Raw genomic sequence first — 24,349 nt, 5'->3', positions numbered from 1 at the left:
GTATGCCTGACCGAAGAACGCACGTCACCGCGTCCGCCGCTCAGAGCGAGCTCGCGACGGCGCTGGCTGTGCTCCGCACGGCGCTGAGCCTGCCGGACGGCTTCCCTGCGCCCGTCGACAGGGAGGCGGAAGCGGCGGCGAGCACGATCTCGCTGCCCGACCGCGATCTGACCGCGGTCGAGTTCCTCACGGTCGACCCCGTCGGATCGACCGACCTCGACCAGGCCGTCCACATCGAGCGGGCTGGCGACGGCTTCCTCGTGCGCTACGCCATCGCCGACGTCCCTGCGCTCGTGCGTCCCGGCGGCGCCGTCGACACGGAGGCGCGCACCAGAGGCCAGACGGTCTACGCGGCGGACGGACGCATCCCGTTGCACCCTGCCGCGATCGGAGAGCACGCCGGTTCCCTGCTCCCCGGGGTGGATCGCGGGGCGTTCGTCTGGGAACTGACGCTCGGCGAGGACGGGCAGGAGCTGGCCGTCTCCGTCGCGCGAGCCGGCATCCGGTCGCGCCGCCAGTGGTCGTATCAGGAGGCGCAGGCCGCCATCGACGACGGCTCAGGACCGGAGACGCTCCTGCTGCTGCGCGAGGTGGGGCTGCTGCGCATCCAGTGCGAGCGGGAGCGAGGTGGCGCCAGCCTGAACGCGCCGGACGAGGAGATCGTCTTCCGTGACGGCGCGTACACGCTCGAACGGCGGGCGCCGCTGCCCGTCGAGGAGTGGAACGCGCAGATCTCGCTGCTGACCGGGATGGCGGCCGCCCGGCTGATGCTGGACGCGCGCGTCGGCATTCTGCGCACGATGCCGCCGCCGACCGACGACGCCGTCGCCGCGTTCCGCGCCCAGACCACCGCACTGGGCCTCCCCTGGCCCCAGGACGTCTCCTACGGCGAGTATCTGCGCACGCTGGACCACCACGACCCCCGAGCCCTCGCGGTGATGCAGGCGGCCACAGGGCTCTTCCGTGGCGCTGGCTACGTCGTGATGGACGGCACTGCGCCTGCCGAACCGCTGCAGTCGGCCGTCGCCGCACCGTATGCGCACACGACGGCCCCGCTGCGGAGGCTCGTCGACCGCTGGGTGCTGGTGATCTGCGAGGCGCTGTGCGCAGGGCGGACACCACCGGAGTGGGCGACGGCGTCGCTCGGAGAGCTGCCTGCGATCATGGGGGCGACGTCGCGAGTGGCGTCCCAGCTCGGCGCGGCGAGCGTGGACAGGGTGGAGGCCGCCCTGCTCAGCGGCAGGATCGGCGACGAGTTCGACGCCACCGTGCTCGCGATCAGGAACGGCGACATGACGGTGCAACTCGCCGACCCGGCCGTCGTCGCCTCGATGCCGAGGCCGGACACCGTGCTGCCGGGCACGGTGGTGCGCGTTCGCCTGCTGTCGGTGAGCATCCCGAACGGCAAGGTGGAGCTGGTCGCCGTCTGACGGCGCCGGGTCCCGCGCCTCCGGTCCCGCGGCCGCGGTCAGGCCGCCGGCCGCCCGAGTGCCCGCTCGACGGCGGCGGCGATCACGGCCTGGCCCTCCGCTGTCGGATGCACGTCGTCGGCCTGGAGGAGGTCGCGCTGTCCATCGAGCGGCTGGCCGATGTCGAGGTCGATCGCGCCGATCGTCCGGGCGGCCGTGACCACATCGGCGCCGATCGTGCGCAACTGGTCAGGCTCGGCGGTGTCGTTCCAGACCGGGCTCACGGCGAGGATCTCGGCGTGCGGAAGGGCGGCCCTCAGGGCGGTCAGCGCACCGTCCGTCGCCCGCGCGATCGCCGCATCCGATTCGCCCAGGTCGTTGCTGCTGCCGGAAACGATGACGACCGCAGGATGCAGGGACACGGCAGCGTGCACCTGGTCGGCGAAGGTGTCGCCGTTGTCGCCGACCGTCACGAAGCCCGAGCCGTCGCTGGCGAGGTTGCTGAGCCGCCAGCCGTCCTCCCCCGCCAGCAGCGCCGGCCAGGCGTCGGACGGGTCGAGGCCGTGTCCCTCCATGATCGAGTCGCCGATCGCGACGACCACGGGGCCGTCCGCCGTCGCGTCCGTGACGCGGGAGACGATCGCGGGCGCCGCCTCGGCACCGGATGCGACGGACACGAACGCGAGCGCCAGCCCGGCCGAGAAGGCCGACAGTCTGACCACCAGGGAGACGCCCATGACCGCACGGTAGATCGCGCGGCTATGCGTCGCCTATGACGGGCCTGTGGAGATGAGGATTTGCGTGGCCTAGTGCGCGCCGACCGTCACGGTCGGTTCGCCCGAGGTGGCGTCCGGCATCTCGGCGGCGATCCGGTTGGCCTCGTCGATCAGGGTCTGCACGATCTCGGCCTCCGGCACGGTCTTGATGACCTGGCCCTTGACGAAGATCTGGCCCTTGCCGTTTCCGGAGGCGACCCCCAGGTCGGCCTCGCGTGCCTCGCCCGGCCCGTTGACGACGCAGCCCATGACGGCGACGCGCAGCGGAACGCTCATGCCCTCGAGCCCCGAGGTGACGTCGTTGGCGAGCTTGTACACATCCACCTGGGCGCGTCCGCAGCTCGGGCAGGAGACGATCTCGAGCTTGCGTTCGCGCAGATTGAGCGACTGCAGGATCTGCAGGCCGACCTTGACCTCCTGCGCAGGCGGTGCCGACAGCGAGACGCGGATGGTGTCTCCGATGCCCTCGGAGAGCAGGATGCCGAACGCCGTGGCCGACTTGATCGTGCCCTGGAACTCCGGCCCCGCCTCCGTCACGCCGAGGTGCAGCGGCCAGTCGCCGCGCTCGGCGAGGAGCCGGTACGCCTTGACCATGACGATGGGGTCGTTGTGCTTGACCGAGATCTTGAAGTCGTGGAAGTCGTGCTCCTCGAACAGGCTCGCCTCCCAGACGGCGCTCTCCACGAGCGCTTCCGGGGTGGCCTTGCCGTACTTCTGCAGCAGGCTGGGCTCCAGGGAGCCGGCGTTCACGCCGATGCGGAGCGAGACGCCAGCCGCCTTGGCAGCGGCGGCGATCTTGCCCACCTGGTCGTCGAACTTGCGGATGTTGCCCGGGTTCACGCGCACGGCCGCGCATCCGGCGTCGATGGCCGCGTACACGTAGTTGGGCTGGAAGTGGATGTCCGCGATCACCGGGATCTGGCTCTTCTTCGCGATGATCGGCAGCGCTTCCGCGTCGTCGCGGCTCGGCACGGCGACGCGCACGATGTCGCAGCCGGATGCGGTGAGCTCGGCGATCTGCTGCAGGGTCGCGTTGATATTCGTGGTCGGCGTCGTCGTCATGGACTGGACGCTGATGGGCGCGTCTCCTCCGACGAGGACCTTGCCGACCTTGATCTGACGGGACTTGCGTCGGGGTGCGAGTGTTTCGGGAACCTTCGGCATCCCCAGATTGATTGCTGCCACGTCCCCAATCCTACGCGGCTGTTTGGGAACCGGCTGGGCGCGGAGTGTGCGCTGCCTAGCCGAACAGGTTGATCGGCTTGACGATGTCCGCGTACATCAGCAGCACGCTCATGCCGCCGAGGACGATGACGACCGCGAAGGTCAGCGGCATCAGTTTGGCCATGTCGACGGGGCCGGGGTCGCGACGCTTGAACAGCTTGGCGAAGGCGCGCCGGATGCCCTCCCAGGCCGCTCCGGCGATGTGGCCGCCGTCGAGCGGAAGCAGCGGGATGAGGTTGAAGACGAACAGCGCGATGTTCAGGGAGGCGAGGATCCCGATCATCGTGTAGACCTTGTCGATCACCGGCACGCCGTCGAGAGCGGTGAGTTCTCCGGCCGCCCGCCCGATGCCGACGAGACTGACCGGGCCGTTCGGGTCGCGTTCGCCGGAGCCGAACGCGGCGTTCCAGACATCGACCATGCGCTGCGGAAGGTGGATGATCACGCCGACGACCGCCCCGGTCTGCGCACCGACGGCGGGCAGCACGGAGGTGATCGGCTGCGGCACGAGCTCCTGCAGCGATCCGATGCCGACGAACCCTGCCGTGACGGTGGCGACCGTGCCGTCCGCGTTCTTCACGACGGCTCCGGATGCGTCGGTCTTGGCGACCGCGTTGGTCCTGGGAGTCACCGCGAGGGTCTTCTCCTCGCCGTCGCGCTTGATCACGACGGAGAGCGTGCGATCGGCGGAGTCGCGGATGATCTTCGTGGACTGGGCCCAGCTGGTGATCGGCGTGCCGTCGATACTGACGATGGTGTCGCCCGGCTTGATCCCCGCAGCGGCGGCGGGAGCGGCAGGGTCGCTCGCCTCGCAGGTCTGGCGGGTGCTGTTCGATGCGAGGACGCACTGGCTCACCGTGGCCACCGTTGTCGACTGCTGCGGCGTCCCGAAGCCCATCAGCAGCACGCCGAAGAGCACGACGCCGATGAGCAGGTTCATGAACGGGCCGCCGAACATGATGATGATGCGCTTCCACACCGGCAGCTTGTAGAACGTGCGGTCCTCCTCGCCGACCAGCACGGTCTCGGCGCTGGCGGTGCGCGCATCCTGGGCCATCGCCTGCATGAACCCGGTGGTGGCGTTGCGGCCCGCACCGCCCTCCTTGCCAGGGGGGAACATCCCGATCATCGAGATGTAGCCGCCGAGCGGGATGGCTTTGACGCCGTACTCCGTCTCACCGCGGCGGAACGAGAACAGCGTCTTGCCGAAGCCGATCATGTACTGCGTGACCTTGACGCCGAACAGCTTGGCGGGAACCAGGTGACCGATCTCGTGCAGCGCGATCGACAGCGCGACGCCCACCAGGATGATGACGACGCCGAGCACGAAGAGCAGTACGGATTCCACGGCTACAGAGTAATGGCGCGCAGCTTGGAACCAGCAGGGGGAACGCTATGCGGCGGCGGCGATCAGGCGGCGGCGATCAGCCGGCGGCGATCAGCCGGTCGGCCGCATCCCGCGCCCAGCGCTCCGCTTCTGCGAGGCTCTCGCGGGTGAGCTCGCCGTCCGGCCGGTGCGCGTCAACGACCCGTTCGACGGTGTCGACGATGTCGAGGTAGCCGATGGCTCCGGCGTGGAACGCCGCGACCGCCTGCTCGTTGGCGGCGTTGAACACGGCGGGGTACGTCCCGCCCTCCTCTCCGACGCGCTTCGCGAGTGCCACCGCGGGGAAGGCATCGCTGTCGAGCGGCTCGAACGTCCAGCTGTGCGCCGCCGACCAGTCCAGAGGGACGCCGACGCCCGGCACCCTGTTCGGCCAGTCCAGGCCGAGCGAGATCGGAAGCCGCATGTCGGGTGGGGACGCCTGCGCGATGGTCGACCCGTCCACGAACTCGACCATCGAGTGGATGACCGACTGGGGATGCACGGTGACCTCGATCCTGTCGTACGGCACGTCGAACAGCAGGTGCGCCTCGATGATCTCGAGTCCCTTGTTGACGAGCGTCGACGAGTTCGTGGTGACGACGAGCCCCATGTCCCAGGTGGGGTGCGCGAGCGCTTCCCCGGGCGTCACATCGGTGAGGGAGGCGCGGCTGCGGCCGCGGAACGGGCCGCCGGATGCGGTCAGCACCAGCCGCTGGACCTCGCCGGCAGTCCCGGAGCGCAGCGCCTGCGCGAGCGCGGAGTGCTCGGAATCGACCGGCACGATCTGCCCCGGCGCGGCCGCCGCCTTCACGAGGGCGCCTCCGACGATCAGCGACTCCTTGTTGGCGAGCGCGAGGCTCGCCCCCGTCTCGAGTGCGGCGAGCGTCGGGCCGAGGCCCACCGATCCAGTGATGCCGTTGAGCACGACGTCCGCCTCGACACCGCGCACCAGGCGCTCGGAGTCGTCGGCGCCGAGCGCCGTCTCGGCGACCTGGAACCGCTCGGCCTGGGCGGCCAGCTCGTCCGCGTTGCTGCCTGCGGTGAGCCCGACAACGGTGAAGCGGTCGGGGTTCGCCGCGATGACGTCGAGGGCTTGGGTGCCGATCGAACCGGTGGAACCGAGGATGATGACTCTGCGCACGGGTCCAGCCTACGGAACCGCGGGCGCAGAGCTGTCACAACCGCTCTAGCTCACGGCCTTCAGGATGTCCACCACGAACACCATCGTGTCGGTGCCCTTGATGTCGCCATTGCCCTGCGCGCCGTAACCGTCGGCCGGCGGGATGATGACGATCACCTGCGAGCCGACCTTCTGTCCGACGAGCGCCTTGGTGAAGCCGGGCACGAACTGCGAAGCGACGCTCGAGTACGGCTGGCCCTTGGTCCAGGTCGAGTCGAAGACCTGGCTGTTGCGCCAGAGCAGTCCGGAGTACTGGATGGTGACCGTGTCCGTCGCCTTCACCACGGCGCCGTCGCCCTGCTTGAGCACGCCGATCTTGGTCTCGGTGGGCGGATCGGTCTTCGGGATGGTCACCGTCGGTGCGCCGTCCTTGCCGAGCTTCACGGTCGGGAAGCCGGCGGGCGGGGTGACGGACTTTCCGTTCGCCCTTGTCGGCTCCTTGTCGAGGAGGTCGGCGATGAAGACGACGGGGTCGGTCGCCTTGAGCTTGAGCGAGGAGACGTCGACGTCTCCGAAGGCCTGCTTGGTGGTGGCGGTGAGCACCACGCGCGACTTGAGCGGCAGGCACTCCACGGCACGGACGAGCCCTGGCACGAACGCCTTGTCGTCGACCTTGATCGACTGCGACGGCTGGCCGTCGAAGCCGGCCGCGGGGGTCAGCTCTTTGCCCGTCGTTCCGTTGTACGCGGCGAGGGCGATGCCGATCGAGTCGCCGCCCTTGACCTCGGCGCCGTCGCCCTTGATGACGACGCTGCGCTCGATGTCCGTGGTCTTCAGCGGAGTCGGGATGGTGACCTTCGGCGTCGCGCCGAACTTCCCTTCCACCTTGATCGACTTCGAGGTGTCACCCGCCTGGATGTTCTGACAGGCGTTCGCCGCCGGTGTCGCTGACTCGCTCGGCGCGCCGGAACTGCAGGCGGCGAGACCGGCCACGACGAGGGCGGCGGTGACGATCGAAAGGGATTTGCGCACGGTGATTCTTTCCGGAATGCGGGCAGGGGTACCCAGTCTGCCTCATCCGCCTTTGCCGAACCTGACAGCGAGCGCCGCATACGATGGAGCACATGACTCGCGAATTCTCCGTTCCGCAGACCCGCAACCTCGTCACCGCCCTCCCCGGCCCCCGCTCGATCGAGCTGCAGGAGCGCAGGGTCGCGTCGGTCAGCCGCGGCGCTGGGACCCTCGCGAACATCTACATGGAGTCCGGCTCCGGCGCGATCCTGGTCGACGTGGACGGCAACAGGCTGATCGACCTCGGCTGCGGCATCGGCGTCACGACCATCGGCCACGCGCATCCCGAGGTCGCTGCAGCGGCGTTCGAGCAGGCCTCGAAGCTCACGCACACGCTGTTCACGGTGACCCCGTACGAGAACTACGTGCGGGTCGCCGAGAGGCTGGCGGAGATCACGCCAGGAGACTTCGAGAAGCACAGCATCCTGGTCAACTCCGGAGCGGAGGCGGTCGAGAACGCCGTCAAGATCGCCCGCAAGTTCACCGGCCGTCGCGCCATCGCGGCTCTCGACCACGCCTTCCACGGCCGCACCAATCTCACCATGGCCATGACGTACCGCCCCTGGCCGGAGCGCGCAGGCATGGGCCCGTTCCCCGGCGAGATCTACAGCGTCCCGATCAGCTACCCGTTCCGCGACCCGGAGGGGATGACAGGCGAAGAGGCCGCTGAGCACACCATCGACTACATCAACACCCACATCGGCGCCACCGAACTGGCCGCCCTGTTCGTCGAGCCGATCCAGGGCGACGGCGGCATCATCATCCCGGCCCCCGGATACTTCAAGCGGCTCTCGGAGTTCTGCACGGAGAACGGCATCGTCTTCGTCGCCGACGAGATCCAGGCCGGAATCGGCCGAACGGGCACCTGGTACTCAATCGAGCACCACGGCGTCGTCCCCGACCTCATCACCAGCGCCAAGGGCATCGCCGGCGGCTTCCCGCTCGCGGCGGTCACCGGGCGCGCCGAGATCATGGATGCGGTCCAGCCTGGCGGCATCGGAGGCACGTTCGGCGGCAACCCGGTCTCCACCGCCGCCGCTCTCGCCGTGTTCGACGTCTTCGAGAAGGAGGACCTGCTGGCCGAGGCGCAGCGGGTCGAGAGGGCGCTCTGGGCACGCATCGGCGACTGGGCCGACCGCTTCGCCGTCGTCGGCGAGGTGCGAGGCAAGGGCGCGATGTTCGGCATCGAGCTCGTCGTGCCCGGCACCAAGACCCCCAACCCGGATGCGCTCAAGGCCGTTCTCGCGCACGCGACCGCCAACGGCGTCATCCCCCTCGACGCAGGAAGCTGGGACAGCGTCCTGCGCCTGCTCCCCTCGGTCGTGATCAGCGAGGAGCTCATCGACGACGCTGCGACCGTGATCGAAGAAGCACTGGCCACCTTCGGCTGAGCCTGACCGTGGGATTCCTTCGCCGACGCTGGCGCGCCATCGCGGGGGTGGCCGCCCTGGCCGCCGTCTTCACCCTGGTGCCCGCCGTCGGCGTGTTCGCGGAACAGAAGCCGTCGTTCGACCCGGGCGACATCATCAGCGACGACAGCTTCTTCAACCCGAACGCGATGACGCAGGCCGACATCCAGGAGTTCCTCGACGCGCGCACCTGCAAGCCGACGGACGGGGTGCCCTGTCTGTCGCGCTACCGCATCGACACCCCGAACGTCGCAGCGTCGAAGGACCGCTGCACGGCGATCCGCGGTCAGCGGGACGAGCGGGCGAGCAGCATCATCGCCCGTGTGGCAACGGCGTGCACGATCAGCCCGCGGGTGCTGCTGGTGCTGCTGCAGAAGGAGCAGTCGCTGCTCACCGCGCCCAGCGCATCCGGGTATCAGAAGGCGACGGGATACGCCTGCCCCGACACCGCGGAGTGCGACAAGAAGTTCTTCGGGTTCTTCAACCAGGTGTACCGGGCTGCCTGGCAGTTCCGGGAGTACACCGTGCATCCGGGCGACTGGCGGTACCAGGTCGGCGACAACACCATCCAGTACCACCCGAACGCCGCCTGCGGCACGAGCAGAGTGACCATCGCCAACCAGGCGACGGCCAACCTCTACAACTACACGCCGTACCAGCCGAACGCCGAGACTCTCGCCAAACCGACCGGCCCGGCAGGAGCGTGCTCCACGTTCGGCAACCTCAACTTCTCGCGGCTGTACAACGCGTGGTTCGGCTCGCCGCTCGCCGTGCGGTTCAGCGGCTTCGTTCCGGCCTGCCTGGTCTACGCCGGCGGATTCGGCTGCGCGCCGCTCCGGCCGTTCGACGGCGGCTGATCCCACTGGCCTCTCGCGCATTCCGCGCGCGGCATACACCCGCGACTACGCTCGTATCCGTGACGACGACCGAACCCGACGCTGGGACGACCGAGGTGAAGAAGCCCGGCTTCGTCTACCTGCTCGGCCGCACGGTCATCGCGCCCATCGCCCGGCTGCTCTACCGGCCGACGATCATCGGGCGCAAGAACGTGCCGCGCACGGGAGCGATCATCCTGGCGAGCAACCACCTGTCCTTCATCGACAGCATCGTGATCCCGCTGATGGCGCCGCGGCGCGTGCAGTTCCTCGCCAAGTCGCACTACTTCGAGGGGACCGGTTTCAAGGGCTGGCTGTCCCGCACCTTCTTCACCGCGATCGGCGCTGTCGGCGTCGAGCGTGGCGCTGGGCAGGCCGCGCAGGATGCGCTCGACCAGTCCAAGCGCATCATCGAGACGGGCGCGGCGTTCGCCCTCTATCCGGAGGGCACGCGGTCGCTGGACGGACGGCTCTACAAAGGACGGACAGGCGTCGCCTGGCTCGCCCTCACGACAGGGGCGGTGGTCGTTCCCGTCGGGCTGATCGGAACGAACGAGCTGCAGCCGGTCGGGGCGAAGGTGCCGCGCATCCGGAAGTTCACCGTGAAGTTCGGCGAGCCGATCGACGTCAGCAAGTACGGTTCGGCGGAGTCGGGACGCGCGCGGCGCCAGGCCACCGACGAGATCATGGCCGCCATCCACGGGCTCACCGGGCAGGAGCTGGCGGAGCGCTACAACGAGGCGCCGCCCGCGAACGCGGTGGAGCGGGTCAAGCGGGCTCTGCATCCCGAGCGGCGGTAGGCTCGGGCTCCGCCTCGGTCTCCCCCGCCTTCGAGCGGTAGGTGCGGGCCTTCTGCCTGTTGCCGCAGACGCCCATGCTGCACCAGGTGCGTGAACCGTTGCGGGACTTGTCGTAGAACGCCCAACGACAATCGTCTGCTCCGCAGAGCTTCACCCGCTCGAGCTTGCCCTGGATGCTCAGTACCAGCGAGCTCGCGACGGCCGCCTGCGCCGCGGTGCGGGCGGTGAGCCAGACGGAGCGCTCCCCGCAGATCGTCTCCAGCTCGACGGAGGGCAGGTCGGCGGCCTCTCCGTCGACCACCGAGCGCAGCGCATCCCGCACCCGCTTGGTCTCCGCGGCATCCCCCGGCTCGACGCCGCGCGCCTCTGCCCACGCCGCGAATCCGGCGGCGTCGTCGATGGCGTCGACGTCGTCCTCCACGTCGTAGGTGTTGAGGAAGTCGACCAGCAGGTCGGCGCCCAGCTCGGGTGCATTCGTACGCATGTAACCATTGTAACTCGATAACTGGTTACGGTATGCTCTAACCATCAAAACAAGTTAGGTGGTTATCATGCATCCGCTCACACTGTGGCTGACGTCGATCGCCGAACTCGGCGAGCGCGAACGCGAACAGGCCATGCTGCGCAGGCGCCGCGACTCCGGCACCGAGCAGCCACCGCCGCTCACCCGCGACGGCCGCTGGGCCGCCGCCATCCACCGCTGGGCGGAGTCCGAGAGCGCCGCAGCGCCCGCCCCAGCCTCGGCGCCCGCTCCCGCCGCCGCCGCCGTCCCTCAGGCCCGCTTCGGCTGCGCCTGACCCGCTCCCCCTCTCCCCACCTCCCGCAGCATTCGAGCCGGGACTTGCGTACGCGACACGCCAGGGTTTCGCGTACACGAGTCCCGGCTCGATCGTCAGGCGAGGGTGAGGAGCTCGGGGACGTGGTGGACGGGGAAGTTCACGGAAGCGGCGATGAAGCACTTGGCGGCGGCGGGGGCGTGCAGCGACGCGGCGAGCTCGGCTTGGGCGGGGTCGGCGATGGTCACCAGCGGGCGCAGGGTCGCGCTGGTGAAGTGGCCGCCCCCGTCGTTGGTCTGCTCCATGACGCCCGTCGCCGCGTCGGTGTAACCGACGACCACCACTCCGGCACGCGCGGCCTCGGCGAGGTAGCTGAGCATGTGGCACTGGCTGAGGGCCGCGAGCAGCAGCTCCTCCGGGTTCCAGCGGTCGCGGTCGCCGAAGAAGGCGCGGTCGGCGGACCCCTCGATGCCGTGCTTGCCCTCGGTGGTGATGACGTGTTCGCGCCCGTAGTCCTTGTAGCCGCTGGTGCCGCTCCCCCGGTTGCCCGTCCATTCCAGGTCGATCGCGTAGCTGTGCTCGAGCTTCATGGTCCGATTCTGCCACCGGAGCTAAACTCGTCACATCATGACCGACACTCTGAGCACAAGCGCGCCCGTTTACAGCGTTGCGCAAGAACGCCGCATCGTCACGGCCGTACCCGGCCCGAAGTCCCAGGAACTGCACCAGCGACGTCTGGCTGTCGTCCCCACCGGCGTCTCGTCCACCCTTCCCGTCTACATCGCCAAGGCGAACGGCGCCATCCTGGTCGACGTCGACGGCAACCAGTTCGTCGACTTCGGCGCCGGGATCGGCGTGACGACGGTCGGCCACACCGAGACCTCCGTGGTGGATGCGGCTGCCGCCCAGCTGCAGGACGTCATCCACACGCTCTTCACGATCACTCCGTACGAGGAGTACGTGCGCGTCGCCGAGCTGCTCGCCGAGCACACCCCCGGCGACCACGCCAAGAAGACCGTGCTGGTCAACTCCGGCGCTGAGGCCGTGGAGAACGGCGTCAAGATCGCCCGCAAGCACACCGGCCGCCGCGCCGTCGCCGTGCTCGACCACGCATACCACGGCCGCACCAACCTCACGATGGCCATGAACTTCAAGGCCATGCCGTACGCGACCGGCTTCGGCCCGTTCGCGGGCGACGTCTACCACGCCCCCAGCTCGTACCCGTATCACGACGGCCTCAGCGGGGCCGAGGCAGCGGCGCGCACCATCGCATACCTCGAGAAGGTCGTCGGCGCATCCGACCTGGCCTGCCTCGTGGTCGAGCCGATCCAGGGCGAGGGCGGCTTCATGGTCCCGGCGGACGGCTACCTCCCTGCCCTGCAGGAGTGGTGCACGGCCAACGGCGTGGTGTTCATCGCCGACGAGATCCAGAGCGGCATGGCCCGCACCGGCGCGTACTACGCCAGCGAGCACTTCGGCCTGGTCCCCGACCTGGTGCTGAGTGCCAAGGGCATCGCGGGCGGCCTTCCGCTCGCCGCCGTCACCGGCCGCGCCGAGATCATGGACTCCGCTCAGCCAGGCGGCCTCGGCGGCACCTTCGGCGGCAACCCGGTCGCGGCTGCCGCGGCGGTCGCGGTCTTCGAGTCGATCGAGAAGAACGACCTGCTCGACGAGGGCAAGCGCATCGAGAAGGCGCTCAAGCCGGCGCTGCTCGCACTCCAGGAGAAGTACGACATCATCGGCGACGTGCGCGGCATCGGCGCGATGCTGGCCATCGAGCTCGTCCAGCCAGGCACCGGCGCGACCACCAAGGATCCGAACGCCGAGGCGGTCACCTCCATCGTGGCGTATGCAGCGCAGCACGGCGTGCTCGTGCTCAACGCGGGGACGTACGGGAACGTCCTGCGCTTCCTGCCGAGCCTCGCCGTCTCCGACGCGCTGATCGCCGACGCCGTGCAGGTGCTCGACGACGCCTTCGCAGCGCTGTGAGCCCCGCGGTCTTCACCGGACAGGAGGCCGTCGAGCTGGCTGTGGTCGAGCGCAGCGGGTTCGTCGAGTCCCGCCACCTCGGCTCCGCCATCGTGCTCGGCCCGGACGGCGCCGTCGTCCGGTCGCTCGGCGCACCGGACGCCCCCGTGTTCCCCCGGTCGAGTCTGAAGCCGTTCCAGGCCATCGCGGTCATGGGCTCCGGCGTCCCGCTGGAGGGTGCCGCCGCTGTGCTGGCAACGGCCAGCCACGGTGGAACGCCGGCGCACCTGTCCGTCGTGCGCGGCCTGCTGGCACAGGCGCAGCTCACCGAGGACGCTCTGCAGTGCCCGAACGACTGGCCGCTCGACTCCGCGGCGCGAGACGACGCGATCCGCGCAGGCGAAGTGAAGCGCCCGCTGTTCATGAACTGCTCTGGCAAGCACGCCGCGATGCTGCTCGCCTGCATGGTCAACGGCTGGCCGACTGAGAGCTATCTCGACCCCCAGCACCCGATGCAGCAACAGGTGCGGGATGTGGTCGAGCGGCTGACAGGGGACAAGGTCGTCGCGACCGGCGTCGACGGATGCGGCGCCCCGGTCTTCGCGATGGCGCTCAGCACCCTCGCCCGCGGCATCCAGCGCATCGCGACGGCGTCTGACGGCTCCCCGTTCGCGCTCTACCGCAACGCCGCGAGCCTCAAGAACGCCGTGCTCGCCAACGGCTGGGCCATCGACGGCCACGGCCGCGCCAACACCATCGTGATCGACGAGCTCGGCATCTTCGCCAAGCTCGGCGCGGAGGGCGTGATGGTCATGGCGGCGCCGGATGGCACCACGGTCGCGCTCAAGGTCCTCGACGGCAGCCTGCGGGCGGCGACCATCGTCGCGCTGTCCCTGCTGGCCGACGCGGGCGCCGTCGAGCGCGAAGCGGTCGCAGCGGTCGCACCCCGGCTCGACCTCGCCGTGCTCGGCCGCGGCGTGCAGGTCGGGGAGATCCGCGCGTCGTACGCCTGATGCGCATCCGGTTCCGTCGTGCACCCGGTGCCGTCGTGCACCCGTGTTCGTGACCACGCTAGGGTGGTCACGAACACGGGAGTCCGGTGAACCGGGCTGAGAGGAAGCGTCACACGCTTCGACCGTCGAACCTGATCTGGATCATGCCAGCGCAGGGAGGCTGATTTCTCGCATGTCGGTGCGCGCCCGCGCGCCGGCGTTTCCCGTGCCCCACCTCCGACAGGAAGGGCACGACAGTGCACAACGAACCCACCCCATCCGTCGAGCTGCGCGAATTCGGCGTCGGCGGACGGATCACACTCTCGGTGATGGCCGACGACTTCGTCGACGTCATCCTGGGCGCCATCGCCGAGACGCCGCGCGACGGTCTGACCGTCGAGACCGACCCCATCAGCACCTGGGTCACCGGGGCCGAGCAGGACATCGCTCGTTACGTCAGCGGCCTGATCGCCGCCGCGTCGCGCGGCGGCCGCCACGTCGTCGCCACCGTCATGCTCTCCCGCGGCTGCCCAGGCGAGATCACCTGCGAGCGGCCGGACCGCCCCCCGGTCTTCTCCGAGGCTCCCCTGACCGTGCCGACGACGGGCGTGGATGCTGTCGCCCAGTGGGCGCTGTACCCGCTGGACGACCACGGCAGTCCAGAGCGCAGCGCCGACCACATGCGCGACATCTACGCGGCCATCGACGACGCGAAGGCGAGCGGGACGTTCGTCGGCAGCGACCACTACGTCACGAGGCTCTCCGGCGATGTCGCGGACATCCTCGCGACCATCACGGCGGCGTGGGCGAGCGTCGGCCGTACCGTCGCGCACGTGACGACGCACGCCACCGTGTCCGTGAACAGCCCGAGCATCGCCCGCACCGCGGAGGCGTCCCGATGAGCGGCGACAGCGCTGCACCCGACAGCGCTGCACGCAACACCGCTGCACCCGGCAGCGCGACCAGGTGGTCGCTGCGCGACCTCATGCTCGTCGTCGTGCTCGGGGTGGTTTTCGGCTTCCTCTACTGGGCGCTGGTGCAGGGCTGGATCGCCCTGTCCGCGCTGGCAGGGCCGTTCGGCGATCTCGTGCAGCACGTGCTGCTCGGCGGCTGGCTGCTGGTGGCCCCTCTCGCCATCGCGATCGTGCGGCGGCCGTTCGCCGGGGTCGTCTCCGAGGTGATCGCCTCGGTGATCGAGGTGGTGTTCCTCGGCTCGGCGGTCGGGCCGACGCTGCTGATCGCCGCGGCCATCCAGGGCGCGGGAAGCGAGCTGCCGTTCGCGGCCGGACGCTACCGGAGCTACGGCTGGGTGCGGTACATGCTGTCCGGCGCGCTGGGCGCCGGCGCGGTGTTCTTCTACTCGGCGTTCCGGTCGGGCTGGTACGGCACCGATCTGTTCTGGACGAGATTCGTCATCCAGATGCTCTCCGGCGCCATCGTCGGCGGCCTGCTCGCCAAGGTGCTCGTGCTGGCGATCGCGCGCACGGGCGCGGTCGACAATTTCGCCATCGGACGGGACACGGCGGCGGTAAGGTGATCGCCGTCGACGGCGTCGGCGTCCGGTACGCGCGACAGGAGCATCCCGTGCTGCGCGGCGTCGATCTCGTGGTCGGGGCTGGAGAACGGGTGCTGGTGTTCGGGCCGTCGGGCTCCGGCAAGTCGACGCTGCTGCAGGTGCTCTCCGGCAGCATCCCGCACAGCGTCAACGCCACGCTCGACGGCACCGTGCGGATCGGCGACAGCGTCACAGAGGCGAGCCCCGTCGTGGACCGCTCTCCCATCATCGGCGCTGTCGGCCAGGACCCGTCGGCCGGCGTCTGCCTGCCCCAGGTGGATGCGGAGCTCGCCCTGGTCCTGGAGAACGCGGCTGTTCCCCCCGCCGAGATACACGACCGCGTGCTCGCGGCCCTCCGCATTGCGGGAGCGACGGCGCTGGCCGGGTGCGCCACGGCCGAGCTGTCGGGCGGCGAGTTGCAGCGCGTCGCTCTCGCTGCAGCCATCGTCGCGCACCCGGCCGTGCTCCTGCTCGACGAGCCGACCTCGATGCTGGATGCGCGGGGCGTGCACGCGGTGCGGCAGGCGGTCGACGCCGCCGTGCGAGACACGCGCCCCGCCGTCGTGCTGGTCGAGCACCGGCTCGACGAGTTCGCCGGCGACGCCGGGGTGTCCGGCCTGCCGGAGCGCGCCGTCGCCATTGACGACGATGGGACGGTGCTGATGGACGGCCCGACCGCCGATGTCCTCTCCGCCAACGCGGCGACCCTGCACGCCCTCGGCTGCTGGCTGCCGCTCAACACCGAGCTGCAGGCCGTCACCGGCCAGGCAGGGCGGCTGGCCGACGGGACGTTCGACGCCTTCCTGGAGTCGTGCATCCCGGTCCGGACGGACGACGGACCCGCGACGGAGGACGCCGCCGGCCCGCTCGGTGCGCCGCTCCTCACCGCCAGCGCGCTGAGCGTCGGCCATCGGAGCTCTCCCGTGGTCGGAGACGTCGACCTCGCCATGCACGCCGGGGAGATCGTCGCCGTGCTCGGCGCGAACGGTGCTGGCAAGTCGACGGTGCTTCGCACCCTCGCCGGGCTGCTCCGCCCGCTCGCCGGGCGGGTCGACGGAGAGCGGCCCGGGCTCGTCTTCCAGAACCCGGAGCACCAGTTCGTCGCCGGCACCGTCGAGCGCGAACTCATGTACGGCCTGGATGCACGCGACGTCCAGCGCCTGGATGTCGCGCGCACGCTGGCCAGACACCGCCTCTCCTCCCTCGCGCACCGGCACCCGCATCAGCTCTCCGGAGGCGAGAAGCGGCGGCTGAGCCTCGCGGCGATGCTCGCGCACGGACGCTCCGTGCTGCTGGCGGACGAACCGACGTTCGGGCTCGACCGCCGCGACACCGCAACCGTCGCCGACGTACTCCGCGAGACCGCGGCCGGAGGGCGGGCCGTGCTGTTCGCGAGCCACGACCTCCGCGTGGTCGCCGCACTGGCCGACCGGGTGATCGTGATCGCGGACGGCGGTGTGCTCTACGACGGCGACCTGCTCACCGCCCTGCGGCGACCGGACCTGCTCGAAGCGGCCGGCGTGCATCCGTCCCGGCTGCTCCGCTGGTTCGCCGGGCGCTGCGAGACGGCCTGGCAGCTGCGCGAGGCCGTCGCCGCCGTCGACCGCGCGCGGGTCTCGTCGTGACCGCCGCATTCGCGCGCACGGTGTCCGACTCCCCGCTCGCGCGGCGCAACCCGAGCGTGAAGCTGCTGCTGATGCTCGTGGTGTCGCTCACCGTGATGTTCGTGCTCGATCCCGTGACCCCCTCCGTGCTGTTCCTCGTCGCCTTCGCCGCCACGGCCATCGGCGCCAGGATGCCCGTCGCATCCCTCGCCCGCTCGCTCGCCCCGTTCCTGCTTTTCGCGTTCAGCGTGTTCGTCGTGAACGTGCTCACCCGGCCGGGCGAGGTGCTCTGGCAGGCCGGGATGCTCAGGGTCACCTCGGAAGGAATCCTCGTCGGCCTCGCGCTCGCAGGGCGCACCATGCTCACCGGGCTGCTCGCGGTCGCGTTCCTCTCCTCGACGGACGGCGTCGCCCTCGTCAACAGCCTGCATCAGCAGGCGAGACTGAACGTGCGAGTCGCATACGCGATCCTCGCCGGCTACCGGATGCTGCAGGACCTCGGCGCCGAGTGGACGACCATCCGGCAGGCGCAGCTCGTCCGATGCCCGCTCGGACGCACGGGACGCCCGACGGCACGCCTGCGGCGACTGGTCGCGTCGGTGTTCGCGCTGCTCGTCGGCTCGATCCGCCGCGGGGAGCGCGTCGCGCACACCCTCGAACTGCGAGGGCTCGGACGCACGCCACGGACCGTCTGGCAGCCGGTGCCGCTCGGTCGCGCAGACGTGTGGTTCGCGATCGTGGTGCTCGTGACGCTCGGCGCGATCCTGGCCGCGGCAGGCGCATCCGGAGTGTTGCGCGGGCCTGGCGCCCTGTTCTGAACATTCAGACGCTTTGAACGACGTTACGGCCCGGCAGCTGGGTGCTGCCGGGCCGTTTCGCCTTTGGGGGTCTTCAGGGGATCAGCCCACGTTCTTGGCCAACCGCTTCGCGCGGGCGGCCGCCGTGAGCTGGGTGATCAGCACCACGAGGATCGTGATGATGAACACCGCGGACGCGATCACATTCGCCTGCGCTGGGATGCCGCGCGACGCCGCGATGTAGATGTACATCGGGAACGTGGTGACGGCGCCCGCGTTGAAATTGGTGATGATGAAGTCGTCGAAGCTGAGCGAGAACGACAGCAGCGCCGCCGAAAGGATGCCGGGGAGCAGCAGCGGGAAGGTGATCCGCCAGAACACCGCGACCGGAGAGCCGTAGAGGTCGCGGCCGGCCTCTTCCAGCGCAGGATCGAGGCTCGCGACGCGCGCCTTCACCGTGACCACCACGAAGCTGATGCAGAACATCACGTGGGCGATGATGATGGTGCCGAACCCCTTGTTCACGCCCAGGCTGAGGAACTGGGCCGCGAGCCCGGCGCCGAGCACTACCTCCGGGCTCGCCATCGGCAGGAACAGCAGCAGGCTGGTCTGCGAGCGGAAACGGAACCGGTAGCGCATCAGGGCGATCGCGATCATCGTGCCGAGCACCGTGGCGACGACCGTCGCGATGATGCCGATGATGATGCTCGCCATGAACGCGTCGCAGATCCCTGCCGCGTCGCACACGTTCGTCCAGTTGCGGAAGGTGAACCCGCGCCAGGCGATGTTGTTCTTGAGCGCGTCGTTGAACGAGTAGATGAACGTGTAGACGATCGGGATGAGCAGGAACGCCAGCGCGAGGAACGCGTAGACGCCGAGGCCGAGACCCTTGAAGCGGAACCGCGCAGGGCGCGCCGGGCGGTTCGGGCCCGGCCGGGCCGCCTGGCCAGACGGGCGCGTCGTGGTCGTGGTGGTGCTCACAGCAGGTCCTCCGTTCCGCTGCGCTTCACATACACGCCGACGATCACCAGGATGACCGCCATCAGCACCACGGACATCGCCGCGGCCGTCGGATAGTTCTGCAGCACCAGGAAGTTGGTCTCGATGACGTTGCCGATCATCGAGGTGTCCGCGCCGCCGAGGAAGTCCTGGGAAGCGTTGATGTAGTCACCGGCAGCGGGGATGAACGTCAGCAGCGTCCCGGACACGATGCCGGGCATCGACAGCGGGATGGTGATCTTGCGGAACGTCGTCCACGCGCTCGCGTACAGGTCGGAGCCCGCTTCGAGATAGCGGACGTCCAGCCGCTCCAGCGTCGAGTAGAGCGGCAGGGTCATGAACGGGATGAAGTTGTACGTCAGACCGAAGATGACAGAGAACGCCGTGCCGGTGACGTGCGCGTCCGGAGGCAGGATCGACAGCGCCTTCAGCGAGCTGGTGAACCAGGAGTCGTCGGAGAGCAGCTGCTTCCAGGCCAGCGTGCGGAGCAGGAAGCTGATGAAGAACGGCGCGATGACGAGGGTCATCAGCAGGTTCTGCACCAGGGGGTACTTCCGCACCTTCACGCCGATGAAGTACGCCAGCGGGTAGCTGATCACCAGGGCGGCCGCCGTGGCGATTATCGCGTAGACGAACGACCGGATGATCTGCGGCCAGTACTCGGCGATCGCATCCGTGTAGTTCTGCCACTGGAAGGCGGCCTGGTACTGGCCGATGTCGCCGTCGACGACCGGGGTCTGGAACGACGTGATGATCAGCGAGGCCAGCGGCGTGAGGAAGAACAGCACCAGGTACAGCACGCCGGGCAGCAGCAGCACCAGGGCGATGCCGCTCCTGCGGCGCTGCGCAGGCTCCTGATCCTGGGTCGGCGGCGCGGCCGTCGAGAAGGCAGCGAGCGCCATCAGGCCTCCTCGAGCTCCGTCAGCATGCGCTCCTTGGCCTGGGTCGCGATCATCTGGGTGTCGGAGTCGTCCGCGAACCTGCCGTCCGCCGGCGGCTCGTCGGCGAGCACGAAGGTGTGCGACGGGTCCCAGGCGATCCACACCTCTCCGCCCAGGGAGGCGACGGGTCCGCTGGAGAGGTTCTGCGCGAATACCACGATCGTTCCGGCCCCAGGCACATCCACCAGGTACTGAGTGCTCACGCCGCTGAACGAGACGTCGATCACACGGCCGGGGCCGAGCAGGTTCGCCCCGGACGGGATGCCGGAGGGGTCAGGGTGCAGCGTCAGCTTCTCCGGACGGACGCCGACCGTGACGTTTCCGGTGTGGCGCTGGGCACGTGAGCGCGGCACCTGGATGCGCTGGCCCGCGACGTCGACGCCGAGGACGTCCCCTCCGCCATCCAGGATCGGGCCGACGAACAGGTTCGACTGGCCGAGGAAGTTGGCGACGAAAACGGTGGCCGGCAGCTCGTAGAGCACGGCGGGCGCGCCCATCTGCTCGATCTCGCCCTTGTTCATCACGGCGACGGTGTCTGCCATGGTCATGGCCTCCTCCTGGTCGTGCGTGACGTGCACGAAGGTGAGGCCGACCTCGGTCTGGATCGACTTCAGCTCGAGCTGCATCTGGCGCCGCAGTTTCAGGTCGAGAGCGCCGAGCGGCTCGTCCAGGAGCAGCAGGGCAGGACGGTTGACCACGGCGCGGGCGAGCGCGACGCGCTGCTGCTGGCCGCCGGAGAGCTGCGCCGGCCTGCGCGCGGCGAGGTGGTCGAGCTCGACCAGCCGCAGCGCCTCGTGCGCCTTCGCGACAGGATCGCCGATCTTGCGGCGGCGAAGCCCGAAGGCGACGTTCTCCAGGATGGTCATGTGCGGGAACAGGGCGTAGCTCTGGAACACCGTGTTGACCGGTCGCTGGAACGGCTTGGTCTTGGTGACGTCCTTGCCGCCGATGATGATCTGGCCCTCTGTCGGCTCCTCCAGGCCGGCGACGAGGCGCAGAGTGGTGGTCTTCCCGCATCCACTCGGCCCGAGCAGTGCGAAGAACGAGCCTGCCGGGATGGTCAGGTCGAGGTTCTCGATCGCCGTGAACCCGGGGAACCGCTTCTTAATCCCGACCAGTTGCAGGTCGGCGCCGGACTCGGCGAACGCTCCGCGTGCCATCAGGCGCCCAGGATGACCTTCTGGAACGCCGCCTGGTACTTCTGCTCCTCTGCCGGGGTGAGGGTGCGGAAGATGTGCGCGTTCGAGAGGGTGCTGTCGTCGGGGAAGATGAGCTGGTTGTCCGCGAGGTCGGGGTCGATCTTGATCGCGGCCTCCTTGGCGCCGACCACCGGGGTGATGTAGTTCACCCAGGCGGCGACCTCCGCTGCGACCTCCGGCTGGTAGTAGTAGTCGATCAGCTTCTCGGCGTTGGCCTTGCGCGGGGAGCCGATCGGGATGACGAAGTTGTCGCTCCAGAGGGTTCCACCCGCCTCAGGGAGGATGAACTCCCAGTTGCCTCCGGCCTCGGCGTTCAGCTGGGTGATGTCGCCGGACCAGCAGATCGCGGCGAGGGTGTCTCCGCTCTTCAGGTCGTTGAGGTACGAGTTGCCCTTGATGTTGCGGATCTGGCCGTCGCTGACCTCCTTGGTCAGCTTGTCGATGGCCTTGTTGTATTCGTCGTCGCTGAACTTCTTGGAGATGTCGACGCCCTGCTGCAGCATCAGCAGCCCCATCGTGTCGCGCATCTCGCTCAGCACGCCGACCTTGCCCTTGAGTTCCGGCTTCCACAGGTCGTCGACGGACTTGAGGCCGTTCGGGAGCTTCGACTTGTTCCAGCAGATCCCTGCGAAGCCGCTCTGCCAAGGGAGCGACTTCTTGCGACCGGGGTCGAAGTCCGCGTCCTGCAGAGCAGGCGAGAGGTTCTTCTTGTTCGGGATGGCCGACTCGTCGAAGGACTGCACATAGCCGAAGCGGATGAGGCGGGCGACCATCCAGTCGGTGAGACAGACGGTGTCGGCGCCGATGTCCTTGCCGAGCGCGAGCTGGTCCTTGACCTTGGCGTAGTAGGTGTTGTTGTCGTCGACCGCGACGTCGTACTTGACCGTGATGCCCGACTGCTTCTGGAACGCCTCCAGCGTCGGGTATTTCCCGTTGTCGTCCTGGTCGAGGTACGCCTGCCAGTTGGCCCAGGTCATGGTCTTGTCCGTCGACGAGACGTCCTTGGCGGCCGTCGGCTTGCTCGACGCCCCTCCTGTCGAACACGCGGCGAGGGCCAGTGCCGCTGCACTCGCGCCCGCACCGGCGAGGAGACCGCGCCTGGTCAGTTGCGAACGTCTGGCGGACTGCACCAGTTTCTGGATCATCGGGTCTTGCGGAAGCTGCCTGGAATTCACGAGTGGTGCTCCTTCGGGGTCGAACACGATCACGCACAACAACCCGCCGCGCACACCGGTGTGCCGTGCGGTGGGTCGATCCTGGCACACGGCCGGTGCGCAGCGCATCATCCGATGGGCAAAACGTCCATTCGGAAACATAATCTTCACGAAATCCGTTCCGAATCGACCATTTCGCCGGGGAAACCGTCGCGGGGCCTCGTTTGGCGAGTCCGGGCTGGCGGAATTCGTCCCCACCTCGCTGAGAATTCACGAAATCAGCACAAATTCGACCGTCAGACAGTCGAAATCGTCGGTCACTTCAGGTTAGGGTGATGATCGAATCACCACGTCGATGTGTAAGGAGCCCCATGAAGGTCGCGATCCCCCGCGAGATCAAGAACAACGAGTTCCGGGTGGCGATCACCCCGGCCGGCGTGCACGACCTCGTGGCGAACGGACACGAGGTGTACGTGGAGACGCAGGCGGGGGTCGGCTCCTCGATCCCGGACGAGCTCTACGTCTCCGCCGGCGCGACGATCCTGCCGGACGCCGCATCCACCTGGCAGATCGCCGACCTGGTGCTCAAGGTCAAGGAGCCTGTCGAGAGCGAGTACGGCTACTTCCGTCAGGGGCTCGTGCTGTTCACCTATCTGCATCTCGCCGCTGAGGAAGCGCTGACCCGCGCGCTGATCGACTCCGGGGTCACCGCGATCGCGTACGAGACCGTCCAGCTCCCCTCCAGGGCGCTCCCCCTTCTCGCCCCGATGAGCGAGGTGGCCGGCCGGCTCGCCCCGATCGTCGGCGCGAACACGATGCTGAAGCCGAACGGCGGACCCGGCCTCCTCATCCCCGGCGTGCCGGGCACCCACCCGGCCGTCGTCACCGTGCTCGGCGGCGGCGTCGCGGGCACAAACGCCACATCCGTCGCTGTCGGCCTCGGCGCCGAGGTCACCGTGCTCGACACGAACATCGCCCGGCTGCGCGAACTGGATGCGCTGTACTCCGGCCGCATCAAGACCATCGCGTCGAACAGCTTCGAGATCGACAAGGCTGTGGTCGCCTCCGACCTCGTCATCGGCTCCGTGCTCGTGCCAGGCGCGAAGGCGCCGAAGCTCGTCAGCAACGAACTGGTCTCCCGGATGAAGCCGGGCAGTGTGCTCGTCGACATCGCGGTCGACCAGGGTGGCTGCTTCGCCGACTCGCACCCGACGACGCACGCCGACCCCACGTTCACCGTGCACCAGTCGCTCTTCTACTGCGTCGCGAATATGCCGGGCGCCGTGCCGCACACCTCGACGTACGCGCTGACGAACGCCACGCTGCCATACGCCCGCGCCATCGCCAACCGCGGCTGGCGCGACGCGCTGTCCGCAGACGCCTCGCTGGCCCTAGGCCTCAACGTGCACGCCGGAAGCGTCACCAACGCCGCCGTGGCCGAGGCGCACGGCCTGTCGTCGTCCACCGTCGCCGACGCGCTCGCCTAGCGGCCGCCGTTCCGTAACGCAGGAGATCCCGGCCCTTTCGGCCGGGATCTCCTGCGTTACGGAGTCCGGATCGGCGTGTCGCGGACAAACTCCTACGTGAGCGCTCCGCAGGAGTTCTCGCGCGACACGCCGTCGCGGTGTCCGTTCGGAAGGAGAAGACGGCTGGATGCGCCGGAATCTCCGGTCCAACGGAGTCCGCGGGTGGGCAAGCGCGGGTGGGAGACCGCGGGTGTACGAGCGCGGGGGGCGCGACCTCAGGTCAGCTGACGTCGAACCACTGGTCGCCGATCTCGACGCGCGTTCCACGGGTGACGCGGTAGCGGCGGCCGGCCTCGCAGAGGCGCGCGACGCCGCCCAGTGGATGCGCGACCGTCCCGTTTCCGGAGTACCTGTCGCAGATCCACAGCTCCCCCGCCTCGATGCCGAACTCGAGGTGCGTCTTCGACACGCTCCTGGCGGGGTCGTCGACGGTGATCAGCTGGTCGACCTGCTCCCCCGGCTGGGTGATCGGACGCCGCCCGATCAGTCCGCCGCCAGACACCTCGACGCTCGGGCCGGTGGAGAAACTGAGCGTGTACGTGACCGTGGACGGCTCTGCGGGAGGCGCGGACTCGATGTCCTCGACCAGGACGGGCGCCTCGTCCTCCTGCGGGGCGTCCGCCGCGCCGAGGAACCGGCCGGCGACCGCCGGCTTGGGCAGGCGCTCCACGATGGAGGTGTCGGAGGGCCGCGCATCCGCGACCGCGGGAGGGCGAACCCGCGCCGCCGTGACCGAGCTCCCGCAGTTGCCGCAGAACAGGGTACCGTCCGACAATTCGCTGCCACAC

Annotated in this window: 24 protein-coding genes and 1 riboswitch; of the genes, 12 read left to right on the top strand and 12 right to left on the bottom strand. The window is 69.2% G+C overall.

Annotated elements, in window-relative coordinates; translation table 11 throughout:
• Positions 1-2: 2 nt before the first annotated feature.
• Positions 3-1,430 carry an RNB domain-containing ribonuclease gene (locus tag ACIRCZ_RS00920; protein ID WP_402848635.1) on the top strand — a complete coding sequence of 476 codons (1,428 nt, stop codon included), beginning with the start codon at positions 3-5 and terminating at the stop codon, positions 1,428-1,430.
• A gap of 38 nt (positions 1,431-1,468) precedes the next feature.
• On the opposite strand, the gene ACIRCZ_RS00915 is transcribed toward ACIRCZ_RS00920, so the two are convergent.
• From ACIRCZ_RS00915 to ACIRCZ_RS00895, 5 genes are all read right to left on the bottom strand, one after another.
• The gene (locus tag ACIRCZ_RS00915) at positions 1,469-2,146 is read right to left on the bottom strand and encodes an SGNH/GDSL hydrolase family protein (protein ID WP_402848632.1); all 678 of its coding nucleotides are present in this window, start codon (positions 2,144-2,146) and stop codon (positions 1,469-1,471) included.
• A gap of 69 nt (positions 2,147-2,215) precedes the next feature.
• Complete coding sequence (gene ispG / locus ACIRCZ_RS00910; RefSeq protein WP_200949579.1) at positions 2,216-3,370, bottom strand: flavodoxin-dependent (E)-4-hydroxy-3-methylbut-2-enyl-diphosphate synthase; 1,155 nt, start codon at positions 3,368-3,370, stop codon at positions 2,216-2,218.
• Between the two features lie 55 nt (positions 3,371-3,425).
• Entirely contained in the window at positions 3,426-4,757 is a 1,332-nt protein-coding gene (locus ACIRCZ_RS00905) for an RIP metalloprotease (RefSeq protein ID WP_055892173.1), read from the bottom strand.
• Between the two features lie 76 nt (positions 4,758-4,833).
• Positions 4,834-5,916 (bottom strand): 1-deoxy-D-xylulose-5-phosphate reductoisomerase, encoded by a 1,083-nt coding sequence (locus tag ACIRCZ_RS00900; RefSeq protein ID WP_402848626.1) that lies wholly within the window; start codon positions 5,914-5,916, stop codon positions 4,834-4,836.
• A gap of 45 nt (positions 5,917-5,961) precedes the next feature.
• The gene (locus tag ACIRCZ_RS00895) at positions 5,962-6,927 is read right to left on the bottom strand and encodes an FKBP-type peptidyl-prolyl cis-trans isomerase (RefSeq protein ID WP_402848623.1); all 966 of its coding nucleotides are present in this window, start codon (positions 6,925-6,927) and stop codon (positions 5,962-5,964) included.
• A gap of 83 nt (positions 6,928-7,010) precedes the next feature.
• Between ACIRCZ_RS00895 and ACIRCZ_RS00890 the strand changes: the two genes are divergently transcribed.
• Genes ACIRCZ_RS00890 through ACIRCZ_RS00880 form a run of 3 tightly spaced genes read left to right on the top strand, consistent with a single transcriptional unit; the run spans position 7,011 to position 10,050 of the window.
• A complete protein-coding gene (locus ACIRCZ_RS00890) occupies positions 7,011-8,357 on the top strand; it encodes an aminotransferase class III-fold pyridoxal phosphate-dependent enzyme (RefSeq protein ID WP_402848620.1) in 1,347 nt (448 codons plus the stop codon).
• Positions 8,358-8,365: 8 nt separating this feature from the next.
• Positions 8,366-9,232 (top strand): hypothetical protein, encoded by an 867-nt coding sequence (locus tag ACIRCZ_RS00885; RefSeq protein ID WP_055892162.1) that lies wholly within the window; start codon positions 8,366-8,368, stop codon positions 9,230-9,232.
• 59 nt (positions 9,233-9,291) lie between these two features.
• Positions 9,292-10,050 (top strand): 1-acyl-sn-glycerol-3-phosphate acyltransferase, encoded by a 759-nt coding sequence (locus ACIRCZ_RS00880; RefSeq protein ID WP_055892159.1) that lies wholly within the window; start codon positions 9,292-9,294, stop codon positions 10,048-10,050.
• On the opposite strand, the gene ACIRCZ_RS00875 is transcribed toward ACIRCZ_RS00880, so the two are convergent.
• Entirely contained in the window at positions 10,019-10,534 is a 516-nt protein-coding gene (locus ACIRCZ_RS00875; protein ID WP_055892156.1) for a CGNR zinc finger domain-containing protein, read from the bottom strand. The two genes, ACIRCZ_RS00880 and ACIRCZ_RS00875, sit on opposite strands and share 32 nt — an antisense overlap.
• Positions 10,535-10,601: 67 nt before the next feature.
• Between ACIRCZ_RS00875 and ACIRCZ_RS00870 the strand changes: the two genes are divergently transcribed.
• Positions 10,602-10,847, top strand: coding sequence for a hypothetical protein (locus tag ACIRCZ_RS00870; RefSeq protein ID WP_402848615.1), 246 nt, complete (start codon positions 10,602-10,604; stop codon positions 10,845-10,847).
• A 95-nt stretch (positions 10,848-10,942) separates the two neighbouring features.
• On the opposite strand, the gene ACIRCZ_RS00865 is transcribed toward ACIRCZ_RS00870, so the two are convergent.
• A complete protein-coding gene (locus ACIRCZ_RS00865) occupies positions 10,943-11,416 on the bottom strand; it encodes an OsmC family protein (RefSeq protein ID WP_402848612.1) in 474 nt (157 codons plus the stop codon).
• Positions 11,417-11,453: 37 nt separating this feature from the next.
• Here ACIRCZ_RS00865 and gabT point away from each other — a divergent pair, with 37 nt between their 5' ends.
• The 6 genes from gabT to ACIRCZ_RS00835 all read left to right on the top strand — a co-directional run bounded on the left by gabT (position 11,454) and on the right by ACIRCZ_RS00835 (position 17,763).
• Positions 11,454-12,815: a 4-aminobutyrate--2-oxoglutarate transaminase gene (gabT, locus tag ACIRCZ_RS00860; RefSeq protein WP_402848609.1), complete on the top strand. Its 1,362-nt coding sequence runs from the start codon at positions 11,454-11,456 to the stop codon at positions 12,813-12,815.
• Positions 12,812-13,807 carry an asparaginase gene (locus ACIRCZ_RS00855; RefSeq protein ID WP_402848606.1) on the top strand — a complete coding sequence of 332 codons (996 nt, stop codon included), beginning with the start codon at positions 12,812-12,814 and terminating at the stop codon, positions 13,805-13,807. Before gabT ends, ACIRCZ_RS00855 begins: the two co-directional genes overlap by 4 nt.
• 65 nt (positions 13,808-13,872) lie before the next feature.
• Positions 13,873-13,982, top strand: a riboswitch (TPP riboswitch).
• Between the two features lie 61 nt (positions 13,983-14,043).
• Positions 14,044-14,688: a YkoF family thiamine/hydroxymethylpyrimidine-binding protein gene (locus ACIRCZ_RS00850; protein WP_402848603.1), complete on the top strand. Its 645-nt coding sequence runs from the start codon at positions 14,044-14,046 to the stop codon at positions 14,686-14,688.
• Positions 14,685-15,323 carry an ECF transporter S component gene (locus ACIRCZ_RS00845; protein ID WP_402848600.1) on the top strand — a complete coding sequence of 213 codons (639 nt, stop codon included), beginning with the start codon at positions 14,685-14,687 and terminating at the stop codon, positions 15,321-15,323. The genes ACIRCZ_RS00850 and ACIRCZ_RS00845 overlap by 4 nt, the downstream gene beginning before the upstream one ends.
• A complete protein-coding gene (locus ACIRCZ_RS00840) occupies positions 15,320-16,966 on the top strand; it encodes an ABC transporter ATP-binding protein (RefSeq protein ID WP_402848597.1) in 1,647 nt (548 codons plus the stop codon). Before ACIRCZ_RS00845 ends, ACIRCZ_RS00840 begins: the two co-directional genes overlap by 4 nt.
• The gene (locus ACIRCZ_RS00835) at positions 16,963-17,763 is read left to right on the top strand and encodes an energy-coupling factor transporter transmembrane component T family protein (protein WP_402848594.1); all 801 of its coding nucleotides are present in this window, start codon (positions 16,963-16,965) and stop codon (positions 17,761-17,763) included. The genes ACIRCZ_RS00840 and ACIRCZ_RS00835 overlap by 4 nt, the downstream gene beginning before the upstream one ends.
• 81 nt (positions 17,764-17,844) lie before the next feature.
• Here ACIRCZ_RS00835 and ACIRCZ_RS00830 read toward each other — a convergent pair whose 3' ends face one another.
• The 4 genes from ACIRCZ_RS00830 to ACIRCZ_RS00815 form a co-directional block, all read right to left on the bottom strand.
• The gene (locus ACIRCZ_RS00830) at positions 17,845-18,597 is read right to left on the bottom strand and encodes an ABC transporter permease (RefSeq protein ID WP_402851595.1); all 753 of its coding nucleotides are present in this window, start codon (positions 18,595-18,597) and stop codon (positions 17,845-17,847) included.
• A gap of 122 nt (positions 18,598-18,719) precedes the next feature.
• Positions 18,720-19,643, bottom strand: a complete 924-nt coding sequence (locus ACIRCZ_RS00825) for an ABC transporter permease (RefSeq protein ID WP_402848591.1) — start codon at positions 19,641-19,643, stop codon at positions 18,720-18,722.
• Positions 19,643-20,842, bottom strand: a complete 1,200-nt coding sequence (locus tag ACIRCZ_RS00820; protein WP_402848588.1) for an ABC transporter ATP-binding protein — start codon at positions 20,840-20,842, stop codon at positions 19,643-19,645. The genes ACIRCZ_RS00825 and ACIRCZ_RS00820 overlap by 1 nt, the downstream gene beginning before the upstream one ends.
• A complete protein-coding gene (locus ACIRCZ_RS00815; RefSeq protein WP_402851592.1) occupies positions 20,842-22,026 on the bottom strand; it encodes a PotD/PotF family extracellular solute-binding protein in 1,185 nt (394 codons plus the stop codon). Before ACIRCZ_RS00815 ends, ACIRCZ_RS00820 begins: the two co-directional genes overlap by 1 nt.
• Positions 22,027-22,406: 380 nt before the next feature.
• Here ACIRCZ_RS00815 and ald point away from each other — a divergent pair, with 380 nt between their 5' ends.
• Entirely contained in the window at positions 22,407-23,522 is a 1,116-nt protein-coding gene (gene ald / locus ACIRCZ_RS00810; RefSeq protein WP_402848585.1) for an alanine dehydrogenase, read from the top strand.
• Positions 23,523-23,781: 259 nt separating this feature from the next.
• Here ald and ACIRCZ_RS00805 read toward each other — a convergent pair whose 3' ends face one another.
• Positions 23,782-24,336 (bottom strand): hypothetical protein, encoded by a 555-nt coding sequence (locus ACIRCZ_RS00805; protein WP_235500386.1) that lies wholly within the window; start codon positions 24,334-24,336, stop codon positions 23,782-23,784.
• Positions 24,337-24,349 lie beyond the last annotated feature (13 nt).

It is taken from the genome of Leifsonia sp. NPDC102414 (genome assembly GCF_044765685.1).
Lineage (GTDB): Bacteria > Actinomycetota > Actinomycetes > Actinomycetales > Microbacteriaceae > Leifsonia.
This window is presented reverse-complemented; position numbering and strand designations above follow the sequence as displayed.